Below are 14,293 nucleotides of genomic sequence, written 5' to 3' on the forward strand. Positions count from 1 at the left end.
TAGCAGAGGTGCCCGAAGTGCTTGTGAAGGGGCTCACGAGCCACCCCCGTCCGAGGGGTGGATACTCGATGGCATGAGCACCACGGAGCGTCCCAGGATCCTCGTAGTAGGCGGTGGGTACGTAGGCCTGTACGCAGCACGGCGCATTCTCAAGAAGATGCGCTACGCGGAAGCGACCGTCACGGTCGTCGACCCGCGCTCGTACATGACGTACCAGCCCTTCCTCCCCGAAGCTGCCGCCGGCAGCATCTCGCCGAGGCACGTCGTCGTACCCCTGCGACGCGTCCTGCCCAAGGCCGAGGTGCTCACCGGTCGGGTCACGACCATCGATCAGGACCGCAAGGTCGCCACCGTCGCGCCGCTCGTCGGCGAGGCGTACGAGCTGCCCTTCGACTACCTGGTGGTCGCACTCGGCGCGGTTTCCCGCACCTTCCCGATCCCCGGCCTGGCCGAGCAGGGCATCGGCATGAAGGGCGTGGAGGAGGCCATCGGCCTTCGCAACCACGTCCTGGAACAGCTCGACAAGGCCGACTCCACGACCGACGAGAACGTCCGCCGCAAGGCGCTGACCTTCGTCTTCGTGGGCGGCGGCTTCGCCGGCGCCGAGACCATCGGCGAGGTGGAGGACATGGCCCGCGACGCGGCCAAGTACTACACCAGCGTCAAGCGCGAGGACATGCGCTTCCTGCTCGTCGACGTGGCCGACAAGATCCTCCCCGAGGTCGGGCCCGAGCTCGGCAAGTGGGGCAAGGAGCACCTCGAGGGCCGCGGCATCGAGGTCTACCTCAAGACCGGCATGGACTCCTGCGTGGACGGCCACGTGGTGCTGAACAACGGCCTCGAGGTCGACTCCAACACCATCGTGTGGACCGCCGGCGTGAAGCCGAACCCGGCGCTGGCCCGCTACGGCCTGCCGCTCGGCCCCCGCGGCCACGTGGACACCCAGACGACGCTCCAGGTGCAGGGCACCGACTACATCTGGGCCGCGGGCGACAACGCCCAGGTCCCGGACGTCGCCGCCCGCAAGGCCGGCGTGGAGAACGCCTGGTGCCCGCCGAACGCCCAGCACGCGCTGCGCCAGGCCAAGGTCCTCGGCGACAACGTGGTCTCCGGCATGCGGGGCTTCCCGCAGAAGGAGTACAGCCACGCCAACAAGGGCGCCGTCGCCGGCCTCGGCCTGCACAAGGGCGTCGCGATGATCGTCATGGGCAAGATGAAGATCAAGCTCAAGGGCCGTCTCGCCTGGTACATGCACCGTGGCTACCACGGTCTGGCCGTGCCCACCTGGAACCGCAAGATCCGCGTCGTCGCCGACTGGACCCTCGCGATGTTCCTCAAGCGCGAGGTCGTCTCGCTCGGCGCCATGGAGACTCCGCGCGAGGAGTTCTACGAGGCCGCCAAGCCCGCCCCGGCCCCCGCCGCCAAGACGGGCGCGCCCGTCGGCAACGAGAAGGCCAAGGCGTCCTGACGCCGCTCCACCGGCTCTAGACGCCGGGCAGTACGCAGTAAGCGCAGCCCGAAGGGGCCGCCCGCCATCCGTGGTGCGGGCGGCCCCTTCGGCGTACGCGCGAAGGACCGGCCGCACGGGGAATGCCACCGGGTGTCCTCCCGTGTTATCTGGGGTGAACGCTCAGTGATCCGGGCAAACACTGTCACGGAGGTGTGCACCATGGCCGACGCCGCCCTGCGGCTGACCACGCTCGCCGAGGAACTTCTCGGAACCCCCCTACCGGTCCGCGTACGCGCCTGGGACGGCAGCGAAGCCGGCCCCGCCGACGCGCCGGTCCTCGTCGTCCGAAGCCGCCGCGCCCTGCGCCGCCTGCTGTGGAAGCCCGGTGAACTCGGCCTGGCCCGCGCGTGGGTGGCGGGCGAGCTCGACATCGAGGGCGACCTGTACGAGGCCCTCGACCGCATCGCCGGGCTGCTCTGGGACCGCGGGGCCGGGACGAAGTCCGTCGTCCACGCCGTCCAGGCGGTGCGCGACCCGCGCCTGCGCGCCGGCGCCCGCGAACTGATCGGCCTCGCCGGGCCCTGGCCGCCCCCGCCCCCGCCCCCCGAGGAGGTCAGACGCCGCACCGGGCCGCTGCACACCAAGCGGCGCGACAAGGAGGCGATCAGCCACCACTACGACGTGGGCAACGACTTCTACGGGCTGGTGCTCGGCCCCTCGATGGTCTACTCGTGCGCGTACTTCGGCGAAGGCGCCGGGGGGACGACCCTCGAAGAGGCCCAGCACGCCAAGCTGGACCTGATCAGCCGCAAGCTCGGGCTCCGGGAAGGGACCCGGCTGCTGGACGTGGGCTGCGGCTGGGGCTCCATGGCGATCCACGCGGCGCGCGAGTACGGCGCCCGGGTCACCGGCATCACGCTGTCCAAGGAGCAGGCGGCGTACGCCCGCAAGCGCGTCGCCCACGAGGGCCTGACCGACCGCGTCGAGATCCGGGTGCAGGACTACCGGGACGTCACGGACGGCCCCTACGACGCGATTTCGTCGATCGGCATGGCCGAGCACGTCGGCTCGGTCCAGTACCGGCAGTACGCCGACGACCTGTTCGCCCTGCTGAAGCCGGGCGGGCGGCTGCTCAACCACCAGATCGCGCGGCGCCCCGAGCCGAACGAAGAGGCGTACCACGTGGACGAGTTCATCGACGCGTACGTCTTCCCCGACGGCGAGCTCGCGCCGCTCGGCCGCACCGTGGGGACGCTGGAGGACGCGGGCTTCGAGGTCCGCGACGTCGAGTCGATCCGCGAGCACTACGCCCTGACGCTGCGCCGGTGGGTCGCGAACCTGGAGACCAACTGGTCCGCGGCGGTACGGGCGACCTCCCTGGGCAGGGCCCGCGTCTGGCGGCTCTACATGGCCGCCTCGGCGCTCTCCTTCGAGCGCAACAAGATCGGCGTCAACCAAGTCCTCGCCGTACGGCCAGGCAAGGACGGTACGTCCGGGATGCCGCTGCGGGCCCGGACCTGGAACCCGGCGCCCCGGTAACGCGCCCCGCCGGGACACGGCGAAGGGCCGGCCCCCGTGGACCGGCCCTTCACCCCGCGCTCACCGGGCGGCGTACTCCTACTCGGCCTTGATGGCGTCGAGCATGTTCAGCTTGGCCGCGCTGCGGGCCGGCCACATCGCCGCCAGCACGCCGACGACCGCCGCCAGCAGCAGGAAGACGCCGATCCGGTCCCACGGCAGGACCAGGGCGTAACCCGGCACCTGGTCCCGGACCGTCTGGCCGATGGCCCAGCCCAGGAACGTACCGAGGCCGACACCGATCACCGCGCCGAAGAGCGAGATGACCACGGCCTCCAGCCGGATCATGGTCTTGACCCTGCGGCGGTCGAGACCGATCGCGCGCAGCATGCCGATCTCCTGCTGACGCTCGAAGACGGACATCGCCAGGGTGTTGATGACACCGAGCACCGCGATCAGCAGGGCCATGCCCAGCAGGCCGTACATGATGTTCAGCATGGTGTTGATCATGCCGCCGAACTGGTTGCGGATGTCCTGCTGGTCCATCACGCTGATCGCCGGGTTCTGCCCCAGCGCGTCCACGAGCGCCTTCTCGTTCGCCTCGCTCGCGCCGCCGTCCGTCTTCACCCAGATCTCGCGGATGTACGGCTTGGCCTGGTGCTCGACGACGGCCTTCTGGTCGATGAGGACCGGCGAGAGGAACTCGTTCCCCTTGTACGTCGCGCCGACCGTCAGCTTCCCCTTCTTGCCGTCGGCCCACTCCACGGGCAGGCTGTCGCCGACCTTGAAGCCGCGGCTCTTCGCCGTCTTGTCGTCGACCGCGATCGCGCCCTCGGCCAGCGAGTCCAGCGAGCCGGCGACCGGCGTGACGTTGATGAGCCGCTCGACGTCGCCCGGCGTGACACCGGAGGCCGCGGCCCACTCGCCCTTCAGCTCGAAGTCGGCGGCCGTCTGCGGGGAGAGGGCGGACACACCCGGGACCTTCTCCAGCGCGGTGAGCGCCGACGTGTCCAGCGAACCGCCGCCGGCCATCGTGAACATGTAGTCGGCCTTGATGTTGTCCGTGGTCATCTTGTCCACGGCCCGGCCCATCGTGACGCCCAGCACGGACAGCCCGGTGACCAGGGTGAGGCCGATGGCCAGCGCCGACGCGGTGGCTCCGGTGCGCCGCGGGTTGCGGACCGCGTTCTGGCCGGCCAGCGTGCCCGACACCCCGAAGAGCTTGCTGATCAGCGGCCGTACGAGCGCGATGACCGGGCGGGACAGCAGCGGGATCAGGACGATGATGCCGATCAGCGCGAAGAACGCGCCGGCCCCGATGAGCATCCGGCCGTCCTTGCCGGCCGCCGCGCCGGCGAGGATGCCCGCCGCGCCCAGCAGCGTGATGAAACCGCCGATGGAGTTGCGTACGACGAGCGACTTGGTGGTCGGAGCCGCGTGCACGCTGCTCATCGCCGCCACCGGCGGGATCTTCGCGGCCCGGCGGGCGGGCAGCCAGGCGGCGAGCATGGTGACCAGCACACCCACGGCGAAGGCGGCGGCGATCGCGGTGGGCGAGACGATCAGCGGACCGGCCGGCATCTTCGCGCCGAACATGGACATCGCGGAGCGCAGCCCGGTCGCGAGCCCGAGTCCGAGGACGAAGCCGACCACGGAGGCGATCGCGCCGACCAGCATGGCTTCGAGCAGCACGGAACGCTTGACCTGGCGGCGCGAGGCGCCGACCGCGCGCATCAGCGCCAGTTCCCTGGTGCGCTGGGCGACCAGCATCGTGAAGGTGTTGGAGATCAGGAAGACGCCGACGAAGAGCGCGATCGCGGCGAAGGCGAGCAGCACCTGGTTCAGCGCGCTCAGACCTTCCTCGATCATCTTCGCCTGGTCGTCGGCGAGCTCCTTGCCCGTCTGCGCCTCGGCCTCCTTCGGCAGCAGCGGCTTCACCGCGTCGAGCAGCTTCTGCTCGGAGGTGCCGGAGTCGGCGGCGATCGTGACGTCCTTGAAGTGGCCGGGCGTCAGGTAGAGCTTCTGGGCGACCGGAGTGTCGAAGAGCACCAGCGAGCCGCCGGCGTTGACCTGGCCGTCCTCGGTGGTGAAGACACCGGAGAGCGTGTACTCCTTCACCGGGCCGTTGGTCGCGACGCGCACGGGGTCACCGGTGCGGTACTCGCCCTTGTCGGCGGTGGCCCGGTCGAGGGCGATCTCACCCGCCTTCGCGGGGCCGGAGCCGTCGGTGAAGTCGTACGCCGGGTCCTCGCCGTTCGCGCCCGGCTCGAAGTTCGCGCCGGTGTTGGACCAGCCGTTGCCGATCAGCTTGCCGTCGGGGTCGGCGACCCCGGCGAAGCCGGAGACCCGGCCGGTGGCGGAGGCGACGCCGTCCAGGCCCTGGATCTTCTTCAGGGTCCGGGCGTCTATGCCCTGGTCCTTCTTGCCGTTCTCGAGGTCGGGGTAGGTGGTGACCGCGACGGCGACGTCCTTGTAGCTCTTCGCGGACTGGTTGCTGTAGGCGTTGGAGAGGGTGTCGGTGAAGACCAGGGTGCCGGACACGAAGGCCACGCCGAGCATTACGGCGAGCACGGTCATCAGCAGCCTGGCCTTGTGCGCGAGCACATTGCGCAGGGCGGTACGGAGCATGTTCCTGTCAGTCCTGGTGGTGGAAGCGGCGGCCGGGTGGGGGCGAGCTCTCGCGGGTCAGCTGCCGGACGGCGGCTGCGGCCTTTCGGCTGTCGCGGTCAGCTGCCGGTGGTCAGCTGGTGCGGCCCTTGGAGTCGAACTCCTTCATCCGGTCGAGGACGCCGTCCGCCGTCGGGCTCAGCATCTCGTCGACGATCCGGCCGTCGGCCAGGAAGATCACGCGGTCCGCGTACGACGCGGCCGACGGGTCGTGGGTCACCATGACGACGGTCTGGCCGAGCTCGCGAACCGAGTTGCGCAGGAAGCCGAGGACCTCGGCGCCCGAGCGCGAGTCCAGGTTTCCGGTCGGCTCGTCACCGAACATGATCTCCGGCCTGCTCGCCAGGGCGCGGGCCACGGCGACGCGCTGCTGCTGGCCGCCGGAGAGCTGCGCGGGGCGGTGGCTGAGGCGGTCGGAGAGGCCGACCATGTCGATGACCGTCTTCAGCCACTCCTGGTCGGGCTTGCGGCCCGCGATGTCCATCGGCAGCGTGATGTTCTCGGCGGCGGTCAGCGTCGGCAGCAGGTTGAACGCCTGGAAGATGAAGCCGATCTTGTCCCGGCGCAGCTGCGTGAGCTGCTTGTCCTTCAGGGTGCCCAGCTCGGTCTCGCCGATCCGCACGGACCCCGAGCTGAACGAGTCCAGACCCGCCACGCAGTGCATGAGCGTCGACTTGCCGGAACCGGACGGTCCCATGATCGCGGTGAACTCACCTTGGCGGAAGTCCACGGTCACCCGGTCCAGGGCGACCACCTGGGTCTCGCCCTGCCCGTAGACCTTCGAAAGCTCCGTGGCGCGTGCGGCCACCGCCGTCGTGCGGTGGGCGGTGGCGGTGGGGGTGGTGGTCACGAGAGGGCACTCCTGTCGGGGACGTGTAAAGGGACCCCTTCATCGTCCCGTCCGGCGGGCGCCCGCGGATCAGCCCTCGTGCCCGTTCGGGTGGCCCTCTTGAGTCGCATCGCCGGACACGCCCGTCCTCCTTTGGTATGACGCCGTCCCTGAGGCGGGCCCCGGGGGCGCCCCGGGCCCCGCGCCGGCCGCGCGCAGTCGAGTTTGCGCCTTTCCCGCAGGCAGTCGTCCGGGCCCGCCCACCGCGCCCGGCATGTGCCGACGGCTCATTACGCACGCTGACACACCCTCAGGCGCCAATAAAATAAGACAACATCGGCCGAGTGTTCCGCTGTTCGGGGGAAGCGTCCGGATAGGCTCTGACCCGCGAATTGCGGAGCCGCGCACCTTGCCCGGATGGTGGAATGCAGACACGGCGAGCTTAAACCTCGCTGCCCCTCGGGGCGTGCCGGTTCGAGTCCGGCTCCGGGCACGTCACGGTCTCAGAAAGATCCTCCCCTGGCACTAGGGTGTTCCTTTTGCTTTCCCATTACTCTTGAGTCAAGGCCACGCAGGGTGGCCATGGAGGAGTGAGATGAGGAGCAGCAACCCGGTCTTCTCGCGACGGGGCTTCAGCCGCGACAACGGCACCGCGGGCTTCACCGCGGCACCGCAGGCCGGGGGCCCCGCCGTCGGTACGGCGCAGGGGAACCCGTACGCCCAGGGCGCCCCCGCGAACCCGTACGCGACCAACCCTTACGCCCAGCAGGACACGCAGTACGGCGCCCCGCAGGCGCCCGTACGCGGCAACGTCATGACGATGGACGACGTCGTCGCGCGGACGGGCATGACGCTCGGCCTCGTGATCGCCGGCGCCACCGTGGCCTGGGTGATGGACCTCGGCATGGGCCTGGCCATCGGCGCCGCTCTCGTGGCGATGGTGCTCGGGCTGGTGCAGTCCTTCAAGCGCAAGCCCGTCCCCGCGATGATCCTGGCGTACGCCGCCTTCGAGGGCGTCTTCCTCGGCGCGCTCAGCAACTACGTGAACACGTACGTGGCCGAGGGCGCGGCGATGCAGGCGGTACTGGGCACGATGGCGGTCTTCGTCACCATGCTCGTCCTGTACAAGACCCGGATCATCCGCGTCACCCAGCGCTTCACGCGCTACCTGATGATCGCCACGATCAGCTTCCTGGTCCTGACCTCCGTGAACCTGCTGTTCATGGTGTTCGGCGGCGGCGACGGCCTCGGCTTCCGCAGCGGCGGGATGGGCATCCTCTTCGGTGTCGTCGGCGTGCTGCTCGGCGCGTTCTTCCTCGCCCTGGACTTCAAGCAGGTCGAGGACGGCGTCGCCTACGGCGCTCCGCGCGAGGAGTCCTGGATGGCGGCCTTCGGCCTCACCATGACCCTGGTGTGGATCTACCTGGAGATGCTGCGGCTGGTCTCCATCCTCAGCGGCGACGACTAGTCACCGCGGGGCACCATGCGCAGGGGCCCGTCCGGCGACACGCCGGGCGGGCCCTTCCGCATGTCCGACGGCCGCGGCCGGCCGGCGGGGGAGGGCTAGAGCAGCCGCCGGGCGGCGCGCCTCAGGTCGTACTCGTGGATGATCGCTTTGGCGTGACCGTAGGCGAGATTGTGTTCACTCCGAAGCCAGCTCACCTTCTCCTCGAAGCGGAAGAGAGCGGGGCCGTCGTCTACGGCGCGGAGCCAGTCGGAGACTTCACGACCGGTGCAGTGGGGGATTCGGGAGAGCAGGTTCTGGTGGGTCTCTTCGGAGAAGACTTGGGACATTCGGCGCCTCCGGACGCATTGCGCGAGTGCTCCTTCATGTCACCGTGCCTGAGTGTTCGCCCGTTGGCAACAGTGCCGGAAGGGCGCGTAGGGTCGCGGAGTGCTCGATACAACGCCCCTGACGGCCGCCGTGGACCGATTCGCCGACCGGCTGCGCGCCGCCCCGCAGAGCAGGCTCCAGCGCGGGGCCGCCGCCGAAGGGCTGGCGCTGGCCAGGGAATTGTCCGTACGGGCGCAGCGGCTGGAGGAGCCGGGGCGCGAGGCGCGGATCATGCCGGACGCGGGCGTCTTCGTGGTGGCCGACCAACTGGCCGTGGCGGGTCATGACTTGGTCCAGGCGCTGCGCGCGGCCTGCGCGCCGGAACGCGGGACGGCCCCGTCCGTCGCGGCGGGACTGGAAGAGGCCGTGGGCCTGGTGGAGGCGGCGGCGGGGCGGGCCGGGCTTTGAGGGGGATCGGAGCGGGGTCCGGGTGGGCCGGCTCCGGGCTCCGCGGGGGCTCGCGCGGGCCGGACCATTGAGCGGGTCCGCGCGGGCCGGGGTTCGAGCAGGTCCGCGCGGGCTTCGAGGTCGGGCTAGATCGACGCGATGACGCGGTCGGCGAGGATGTAGACGCTTTCCTCGCCGCAGGAGAAGGTCAGGGCGTACGCGCCGGAGATGCCGGAGCCGCCGAGCAGGACCGGGGACTCACCGCCGCGCAGCGACTCGGCGAGGCGCTCGGCGGTCTCGCGGTGGCCGGGGGTCATGCAGAGCGTCGTACCGTCCGTGAACACGTACACGTCGAGGGTGCCGAGCGGTCCCGGGCGCACATCGGCGAGCGCGGTGCGGGCGGCGGCGAGCTCTTCGAGGCGGGTCACGGTGCGCTCGTGGTCGCCCACGGCGCCCGGCGTCTGGCCCGCGACACCGGGTTCGATCCTGTTCGCGGCGTTCGAGGGGTGGCGGCGGCGTGCGGCCGCGAGCTCGGGGGAGTCCTCGGGGAAGGCGTCGGCCGGCTCCAGGTCGTCGAGGCCCTCCAGGGCGTCGGCGCCGTCCAGGGCTTCGAGCGCCTCGTACGCGTCGATCGACTCCAGGCCGGTGAAGTCGGCCTGGCGCGGCACGAAGAACGGGGGCGTGTCGTCGCCGAGACCGGTCAGGCCGCCCAGCAGCGACGGGGCGTCGGCGGCGTCACGGGCCTCCTGCGCGGCCCAGAAGGCGCGCGCCTCGGCCAGCTCGCGCTCCCGTTCCTCGGCGAGTGCCTCGGCCACCGCTGCCCGTATCCCGTCCGCGTCTGCGGCCCGGGTCTGCTGGGGGACGGCGGCCCCGGAACGGCCGAACGCGGCGGCTGCCGTCAGCTCGGTGCGCAGGGCGGTGACCTGCTTGCGCAGTCCGTGGACCGCGTGCAGGGCAGCGGCGCCCACGGCCGTGGCGGCGGCTGTGGTCAGCAACAGGGCAAGAGGCATGGCGCTCACTGACTTACTCCCGGTTTCATCGATCCCCCGACTTCCTACATCAGCTTGAGGTGAGTGCGCGCCATCTGTCAGTGCATTACGTCACGAAATGGACAGGTCTTTTGCCTCGCGGTTCTCCCCCAGAACGCTGTTGACCTGGGGATATGGCTCTCCCCCAGGAGATAGGTCACATCCTGGGGGAGATTGGGTCACGAACCGGGTGCGGCCAAAGCCGCCCCGAGGGTCAGCTGAGGCGCTCGATGACCATGGCCATGCCCTGGCCGCCGCCCACGCACATCGTCTCCAGGCCGAACTGCTTGTCGTGGAACTGGAGGCTGTTGATCAGCGTGCCGGTGATGCGCGCGCCGGTCATGCCGAAGGGGTGGCCGACGGCGATGGCGCCACCGTTGACGTTGACCTTGTCCAGGTCCAGGCCGAGGTCCTGGTAGGACGGGATGACCTGGGCGGCGAAGGCCTCGTTGATCTCCGCGAGGTCGATGTCGCCGATGCTCAGCCCGGCGCGCTTGAGCGCCTGCCGGCTGGCCTCGACCGGGCCGTACCCCATGATCTCGGGGGAGAGTCCGGAGACGCCGGTCGACACGATCCGCGCCAGCGGGGTCAGGCCCAGCTCGCGCGCCTTGGTGTCGCTCATGATGACGAGGGCGGCGGCGCCGTCGTTCAGCGGGCAGCAGTTGGCGGCGGTGACGCGGCCGTCGGGGCGGAAGACGGGCTTGAGGCCCTGGACGCCTTCGAGGGTGACGCCGGCGCGGGGGCCGTCGTCCTGCGACACGACGGTGCCGTCGGGGGTCGTGACCGGGGTGATCTCGCGCTCCCAGAAGCCGTTCTTGATGGCCTGCTCCGCGAGGTTCTGCGACCGTACGCCGAACTCGTCCATCTCGGCGCGGGTGATGCCCTTGAGGCGGGCGAGGTTCTCGGCGGTCTGCCCCATCGCGATGTACGCGTCCGGGACGAGGCCGTCCTCGCGCGGGTCGTGCCAGTCCGCGCCCTCGCTCTGCGCGACGGCGGCGGTACGGGCCTCCGCGTCGGCGAACAGTGGGTTGTGGGTGTCCGGGAGGCTGTCCGAGTTGCCCTTGACGGAGCGGGACACCATCTCGACACCGGCCGAGATGAAGACGTCGCCCTCGCCGGCCTTGATGGCGTGCAGCGCCATGCGCGAGGTCTGGAGGGAGGAGGAACAGTACCGGGTGACGGTGCAGCCCGGGAGGTGGTCCATGCCCATCTGCACCGCGACGATGCGGCCCAGGTTGTGGCCCTGCTCGCCGCCGGGGAGGCCGCAGCCGAGCATGAGGTCGTCGATGTCACGGGGGTCGAGCTCGGGCACCTTGGCGAGGGCGGCCTGCACGATGGTGGCGGTCAGGTCGTCGGGCCGCAGGTCCTTCAGCGAGCCCTTGAACGCGCGGCCGATGGGGGAACGGGCGGTGGAAACGATCACTGCTTCGGGCACGACGGCTCCATGAGGGCGAGAAGGCGATTGGCACGGCTGAATGGGAAGTTACCCGCACGTATGGCTCGGGTCATCGTGCGGACCATGTGATGCGGGCCTCTTTTCTAAGCGGTCGCTCAGTGAGGTGGGGGTTGGTTTCCCTGTGTGCAGGTCTGTGAAACGGGGGTGGGGTGGTGGGTGGCCTTGGCCCCCGCCGCGTTCTCAGCCCGTCCGGCGTTTGAGGACCGGGGTCCGGGGCGGAGCCCCGGTTCGGGAAGGGGCGGGTCGGGGAAAGCCCCGCGCAGCGGCATCCCGGTGCCTGCGCACCCCCCCCCGCAGCGGCACCCTGGGGCCTGCGCACCAGCGCCCCGCTGCGCTCCGGCACCCGGGACTAGCGCACCCCTGCCCCGCGCCCCCGGCGGCCCCCGCAGCGGCAGCACTCCGGGGCCTACACACCCGCGCCCCTCGCTACGGCACCCGTACCCCGCGCGGCGCACCCGTACCCCGCGCGGCGCACCCGTACCCCGCGCGGCGCACCCGTACCGCGTGCCCCTACAGCGCCCGGCGTGGCTCCGAAGGGGAGCGGGCCGGCTCCGTCGAGGCCGGGAGGCGCCGGCGCCTCCGGTGCTTCAGCAGGGCCCACGGCGCCCGCGCGGCCGTGACCTCGGTACCGGCGGCCGAAGCCGCCTCCGCCGCCGCCTGCGCGACCGGCAGCATGTCCTCGTCGCGCGAGGCGTCCAGCCGGTCCGACTCCGGCCACAGCCCCAGCGCCGCGCACAGCGTGGGCAGCACGGCCATGGCCGCCGTCGCGTACCCCTCCGCCGAGGGGTGGTAGTTGTCCGGCCCGAACAGTTCGCGCGGGTTCGCCAGGAACTCCGGCCCCAGCAGGTCGCCCAGCGACACCGTGCGCCCGCCCTGCTCCACCGTCCCGATCGTCTGCGCCGCCGCGAGCTGCCGCGACACGCGCCGGGCCAGCCAGCGCAGCGGCTGGTAGACGGGCTCGATCGTGCCCAGGTCGGGACAGGTGCCGACGACCACCTCCGCTCCCGCCGTGCGCAGGCGGCGTACCGCCGAAGCGAGGTGGCGGACCGACTGCGTGGGCGGCATCCGGTGCGTGACGTCGTTCGCGCCGATCATGATCACGCAGACGTCCGGCAGCCGCTCCCGGTCCGCCAGTGCGACCGTGACCTGCCGCTCAAGATCGTCCGACTGCGCCCCCGGCTGCGCCACGTTCCGCAGCGCCACCGGACGCTCCGCCACCGCCGCGAGGCCGGACGCGAGCAGCGCCCCCGGCGTCTGCCCGGCCCGGCGTACGCCCTGGCCCGCGGCCGTGGAGTCGCCGAGCATGGCGAGCCGCAGCGGGGCGTCCATGGGGTATCCGGCGAGCGGCATCCCGTACAGCCCGTCCGCCAGCGGAGGTACCGGTGCCCGCCCGCCGCCCACCGACCGCTTGGCCAGCTGCACCTCGGCAAGGAAGATCCCCACCGCGGCCGCGCCGACCAGACCGATCCCGCCCCCTCCGTACGCCGCGCCAGCGGCGATCCGCCGTGCCACCCTTGCTCTCGACACCGTCGCAGCCACCTCCTCCAGGCCTTGAAGCCTCCACTCACCTGCTTACTGCCCGGTAGTGGGCGCTCTTCAATCTCGTCCGAAGGTGAACGCGCCGTCGTCAGCCCTCTACGCTGGGCCGCATACCACCACGGAGACCCCGGAGCGCATCGTGCAATTTCACGACTCGATGATCACCCTCGTCGGCAACACCCCGCTTGTGAGGCTGGGCAGCGTGACGGCCGGAATCCAGGCAACAGTCCTGGCCAAGGTCGAATACTTCAACCCCGGCGGATCCGTGAAGGACCGGATCGCCCTGCGCATGATCGAGGCGGCGGAGGAGAGCGGCGCGCTCAAGCCCGGCGGCACGATCGTCGAACCCACGTCCGGCAACACCGGTGTGGGCCTCGCCATCGTGGCGCAGCAAAAGGGTTACAAGTGCATCTTCGTCTGCCCGGACAAGGTGTCCACGGACAAGATCAACGTCCTGCGCGCGTACGGCGCCGAGGTCGTCGTATGCCCCACGGCCGTCGACCCCGAGCACCCCGACTCGTACTACAACGTCTCCGACCGCCTGGTGAGCGAGACGCCGGGCGCCTGGAAGCCCGACCAGTACAGCAACCCCAACAACCCGCGCTCGCACTACGAGACGACCGGTCCCGAGCTGTGGACGCAGACCGACGGGAAGATCACGCACTTCGTCGCGGGCGTCGGCACCGGCGGCACGATCTCCGGCACCGGCCGCTACCTGAAGGAAGTCAGCGGCGGGAAGGTCAAGGTCATCGGCGCGGACCCCGAGGGCTCGGTGTACTCGGGTGGTTCGGGCCGGCCGTACCTGGTCGAGGGCGTCGGTGAGGACTTCTGGCCGTCGGCGTACGACGCGACCGTGACGGACGAGATCATCGCGGTGTCGGACAAGGACTCGTTCCAGATGACGCGGCGCCTCGCCAAGGAGGAGGGCCTGCTGGTCGGCGGCTCCTGCGGCATGGCGGTCGTCGGCGCGCTGCGCGTGGCGGAGCGCCTCGGCCCGGATGACGTGGTGGTCGTACTGCTGCCGGACAGCGGCCGCGGCTACCTCAGCAAGATCTTCAACGACGAGTGGATGGCCGACTACGGCTTCCTCGAGGAGTCGGGCCAGCACGCGAGCGTCGGCGACGTCCTGCGGTACAAGGAGGGCGACATGCCGAACCTCGTGCACATGCACCCGGAGGAGACGGTGGGTCAGGCGATCGAAGTGCTGCGCGAGTACGGCGTCTCGCAGATGCCGATCGTGAAGCCCGGCGCCGGACATCCGGACGTCATGGCCGCGGAGGTCATCGGGTCCGTCGTCGAACGGGAGCTGCTGGACGCCCTGTTCGCGCAGCGCGCGCAGCTGGGAGACCCGCTGGAGAAGCACATGAGTGCGCCGCTGCCGCAGGTCGGTTCCGGTGAGCCGGTGGAGGACCTGATGGCCGTGCTGGGCGGCAAGGGGCAGCACGACGCGGCGATCGTCCTGGTGGAGGGGAAGCCGACGGGCGTGGTGAGCCGGCAGGACCTGCTGGCGTTCCTGGCGAAGCCGCAGAGCTAGGCGAAGCGGCAGAGTTGGGCGGGGCGGAGGGGCCGCTCGGCGAGGGGACGG

General features: G+C 70.9%; 11 protein-coding genes and 1 tRNA gene. 6 read left to right on the top strand and 6 right to left on the bottom strand.

The annotated features are described in order from the left end of the window. The first annotated feature begins 73 nt into the window (after nucleotides 1-73). Together IE185_RS13715 and IE185_RS13720 are read left to right on the top strand one after the other, a co-directional pair. A complete protein-coding gene (locus IE185_RS13715) occupies nucleotides 74-1,468 on the top strand; it encodes an NAD(P)/FAD-dependent oxidoreductase (RefSeq protein ID WP_138897602.1) in 1,395 nt (464 codons plus the stop codon). 201 nt (nucleotides 1,469-1,669) lie between these two features. Further along, nucleotides 1,670-2,989 (top strand): class I SAM-dependent methyltransferase, encoded by a 1,320-nt coding sequence (locus tag IE185_RS13720; RefSeq protein WP_189715215.1) that lies wholly within the window; start codon nucleotides 1,670-1,672, stop codon nucleotides 2,987-2,989. Between the two features lie 78 nt (nucleotides 2,990-3,067). Here the strand turns inward: IE185_RS13720 and IE185_RS13725 are convergent, their stop codons facing one another. Both IE185_RS13725 and IE185_RS13730 read right to left on the bottom strand, forming a co-directional pair. After that, nucleotides 3,068-5,596, bottom strand: a complete 2,529-nt coding sequence (locus tag IE185_RS13725; RefSeq protein ID WP_138898496.1) for an ABC transporter permease — start codon at nucleotides 5,594-5,596, stop codon at nucleotides 3,068-3,070. A 112-nt stretch (nucleotides 5,597-5,708) separates the two neighbouring features. After that, on the bottom strand, nucleotides 5,709-6,485 hold the full coding sequence (locus IE185_RS13730; RefSeq protein WP_138898495.1) for an ABC transporter ATP-binding protein: 777 nt from the start codon (nucleotides 6,483-6,485) through the stop codon (nucleotides 5,709-5,711). A 390-nt stretch (nucleotides 6,486-6,875) separates the two neighbouring features. On the opposite strand from IE185_RS13730, the gene IE185_RS13735 reads away from it, so the two are divergent. Both IE185_RS13735 and IE185_RS13740 read left to right on the top strand, forming a co-directional pair. After that, nucleotides 6,876-6,957: transfer RNA gene (locus IE185_RS13735), tRNA-Leu, on the top strand. Between the two features lie 102 nt (nucleotides 6,958-7,059). After that, entirely contained in the window at nucleotides 7,060-7,932 is an 873-nt protein-coding gene (locus IE185_RS13740) for a Bax inhibitor-1/YccA family protein (protein ID WP_138899328.1), read from the top strand. A gap of 95 nt (nucleotides 7,933-8,027) precedes the next feature. Here the strand turns inward: IE185_RS13740 and IE185_RS13745 are convergent, their stop codons facing one another. Continuing rightward, entirely contained in the window at nucleotides 8,028-8,258 is a 231-nt protein-coding gene (locus IE185_RS13745; protein WP_138899329.1) for a DUF4287 domain-containing protein, read from the bottom strand. A gap of 100 nt (nucleotides 8,259-8,358) precedes the next feature. On the opposite strand from IE185_RS13745, the gene IE185_RS13750 reads away from it, so the two are divergent. After that, complete coding sequence (locus tag IE185_RS13750) at nucleotides 8,359-8,706, top strand: hypothetical protein (RefSeq protein WP_189715217.1); 348 nt, start codon at nucleotides 8,359-8,361, stop codon at nucleotides 8,704-8,706. A gap of 125 nt (nucleotides 8,707-8,831) precedes the next feature. Here the strand turns inward: IE185_RS13750 and IE185_RS13755 are convergent, their stop codons facing one another. The 3 genes from IE185_RS13755 to IE185_RS13765 form a co-directional block, all read right to left on the bottom strand. Beyond that, a complete protein-coding gene (locus IE185_RS13755; RefSeq protein WP_189715298.1) occupies nucleotides 8,832-9,695 on the bottom strand; it encodes a hypothetical protein in 864 nt (287 codons plus the stop codon). A gap of 232 nt (nucleotides 9,696-9,927) precedes the next feature. Then, complete coding sequence (locus IE185_RS13760; RefSeq protein ID WP_138899245.1) at nucleotides 9,928-11,148, bottom strand: acetyl-CoA C-acetyltransferase; 1,221 nt, start codon at nucleotides 11,146-11,148, stop codon at nucleotides 9,928-9,930. A gap of 531 nt (nucleotides 11,149-11,679) precedes the next feature. Further along, nucleotides 11,680-12,681 (bottom strand): SGNH/GDSL hydrolase family protein, encoded by a 1,002-nt coding sequence (locus tag IE185_RS13765; RefSeq protein ID WP_138899108.1) that lies wholly within the window; start codon nucleotides 12,679-12,681, stop codon nucleotides 11,680-11,682. Between the two features lie 166 nt (nucleotides 12,682-12,847). Here IE185_RS13765 and IE185_RS13770 point away from each other — a divergent pair, with 166 nt between their 5' ends. Next, nucleotides 12,848-14,242 carry a cystathionine beta-synthase gene (locus IE185_RS13770; protein WP_138899107.1) on the top strand — a complete coding sequence of 465 codons (1,395 nt, stop codon included), beginning with the start codon at nucleotides 12,848-12,850 and terminating at the stop codon, nucleotides 14,240-14,242. Nucleotides 14,243-14,293 lie beyond the last annotated feature (51 nt).

Origin of the sequence: Streptomyces chryseus (assembly GCF_014650755.1) — a bacterium.
GTDB classification, from domain to species: domain Bacteria; phylum Actinomycetota; class Actinomycetes; order Streptomycetales; family Streptomycetaceae; genus Streptomyces; species Streptomyces chryseus.

What these genes read in the sequence shown, in the direction of transcription:
- IE185_RS13720 (WP_189715215.1), top strand. Translation starts at nt 1,670, where the DNA reads ATGGCCGACGCCGCCCTGCGGCTGACCACGCTCGCCGAGGAACTTCTC.
- IE185_RS13715 (WP_138897602.1), top strand. Translation starts at nt 74, where the DNA reads ATGAGCACCACGGAGCGTCCCAGGATCCTCGTAGTAGGCGGTGGGTAC.
- IE185_RS13755 (WP_189715298.1), bottom strand. Translation starts at nt 9,695, where the DNA reads ATGCCTCTTGCCCTGTTGCTGACCACAGCCGCCGCCACGGCCGTGGGC.
- IE185_RS13745 (WP_138899329.1), bottom strand. Translation starts at nt 8,258, where the DNA reads ATGTCCCAAGTCTTCTCCGAAGAGACCCACCAGAACCTGCTCTCCCGA.
- IE185_RS13740 (WP_138899328.1), top strand. Translation starts at nt 7,060, where the DNA reads ATGAGGAGCAGCAACCCGGTCTTCTCGCGACGGGGCTTCAGCCGCGAC.
- IE185_RS13725 (WP_138898496.1), bottom strand. Translation starts at nt 5,596, where the DNA reads ATGCTCCGTACCGCCCTGCGCAATGTGCTCGCGCACAAGGCCAGGCTG.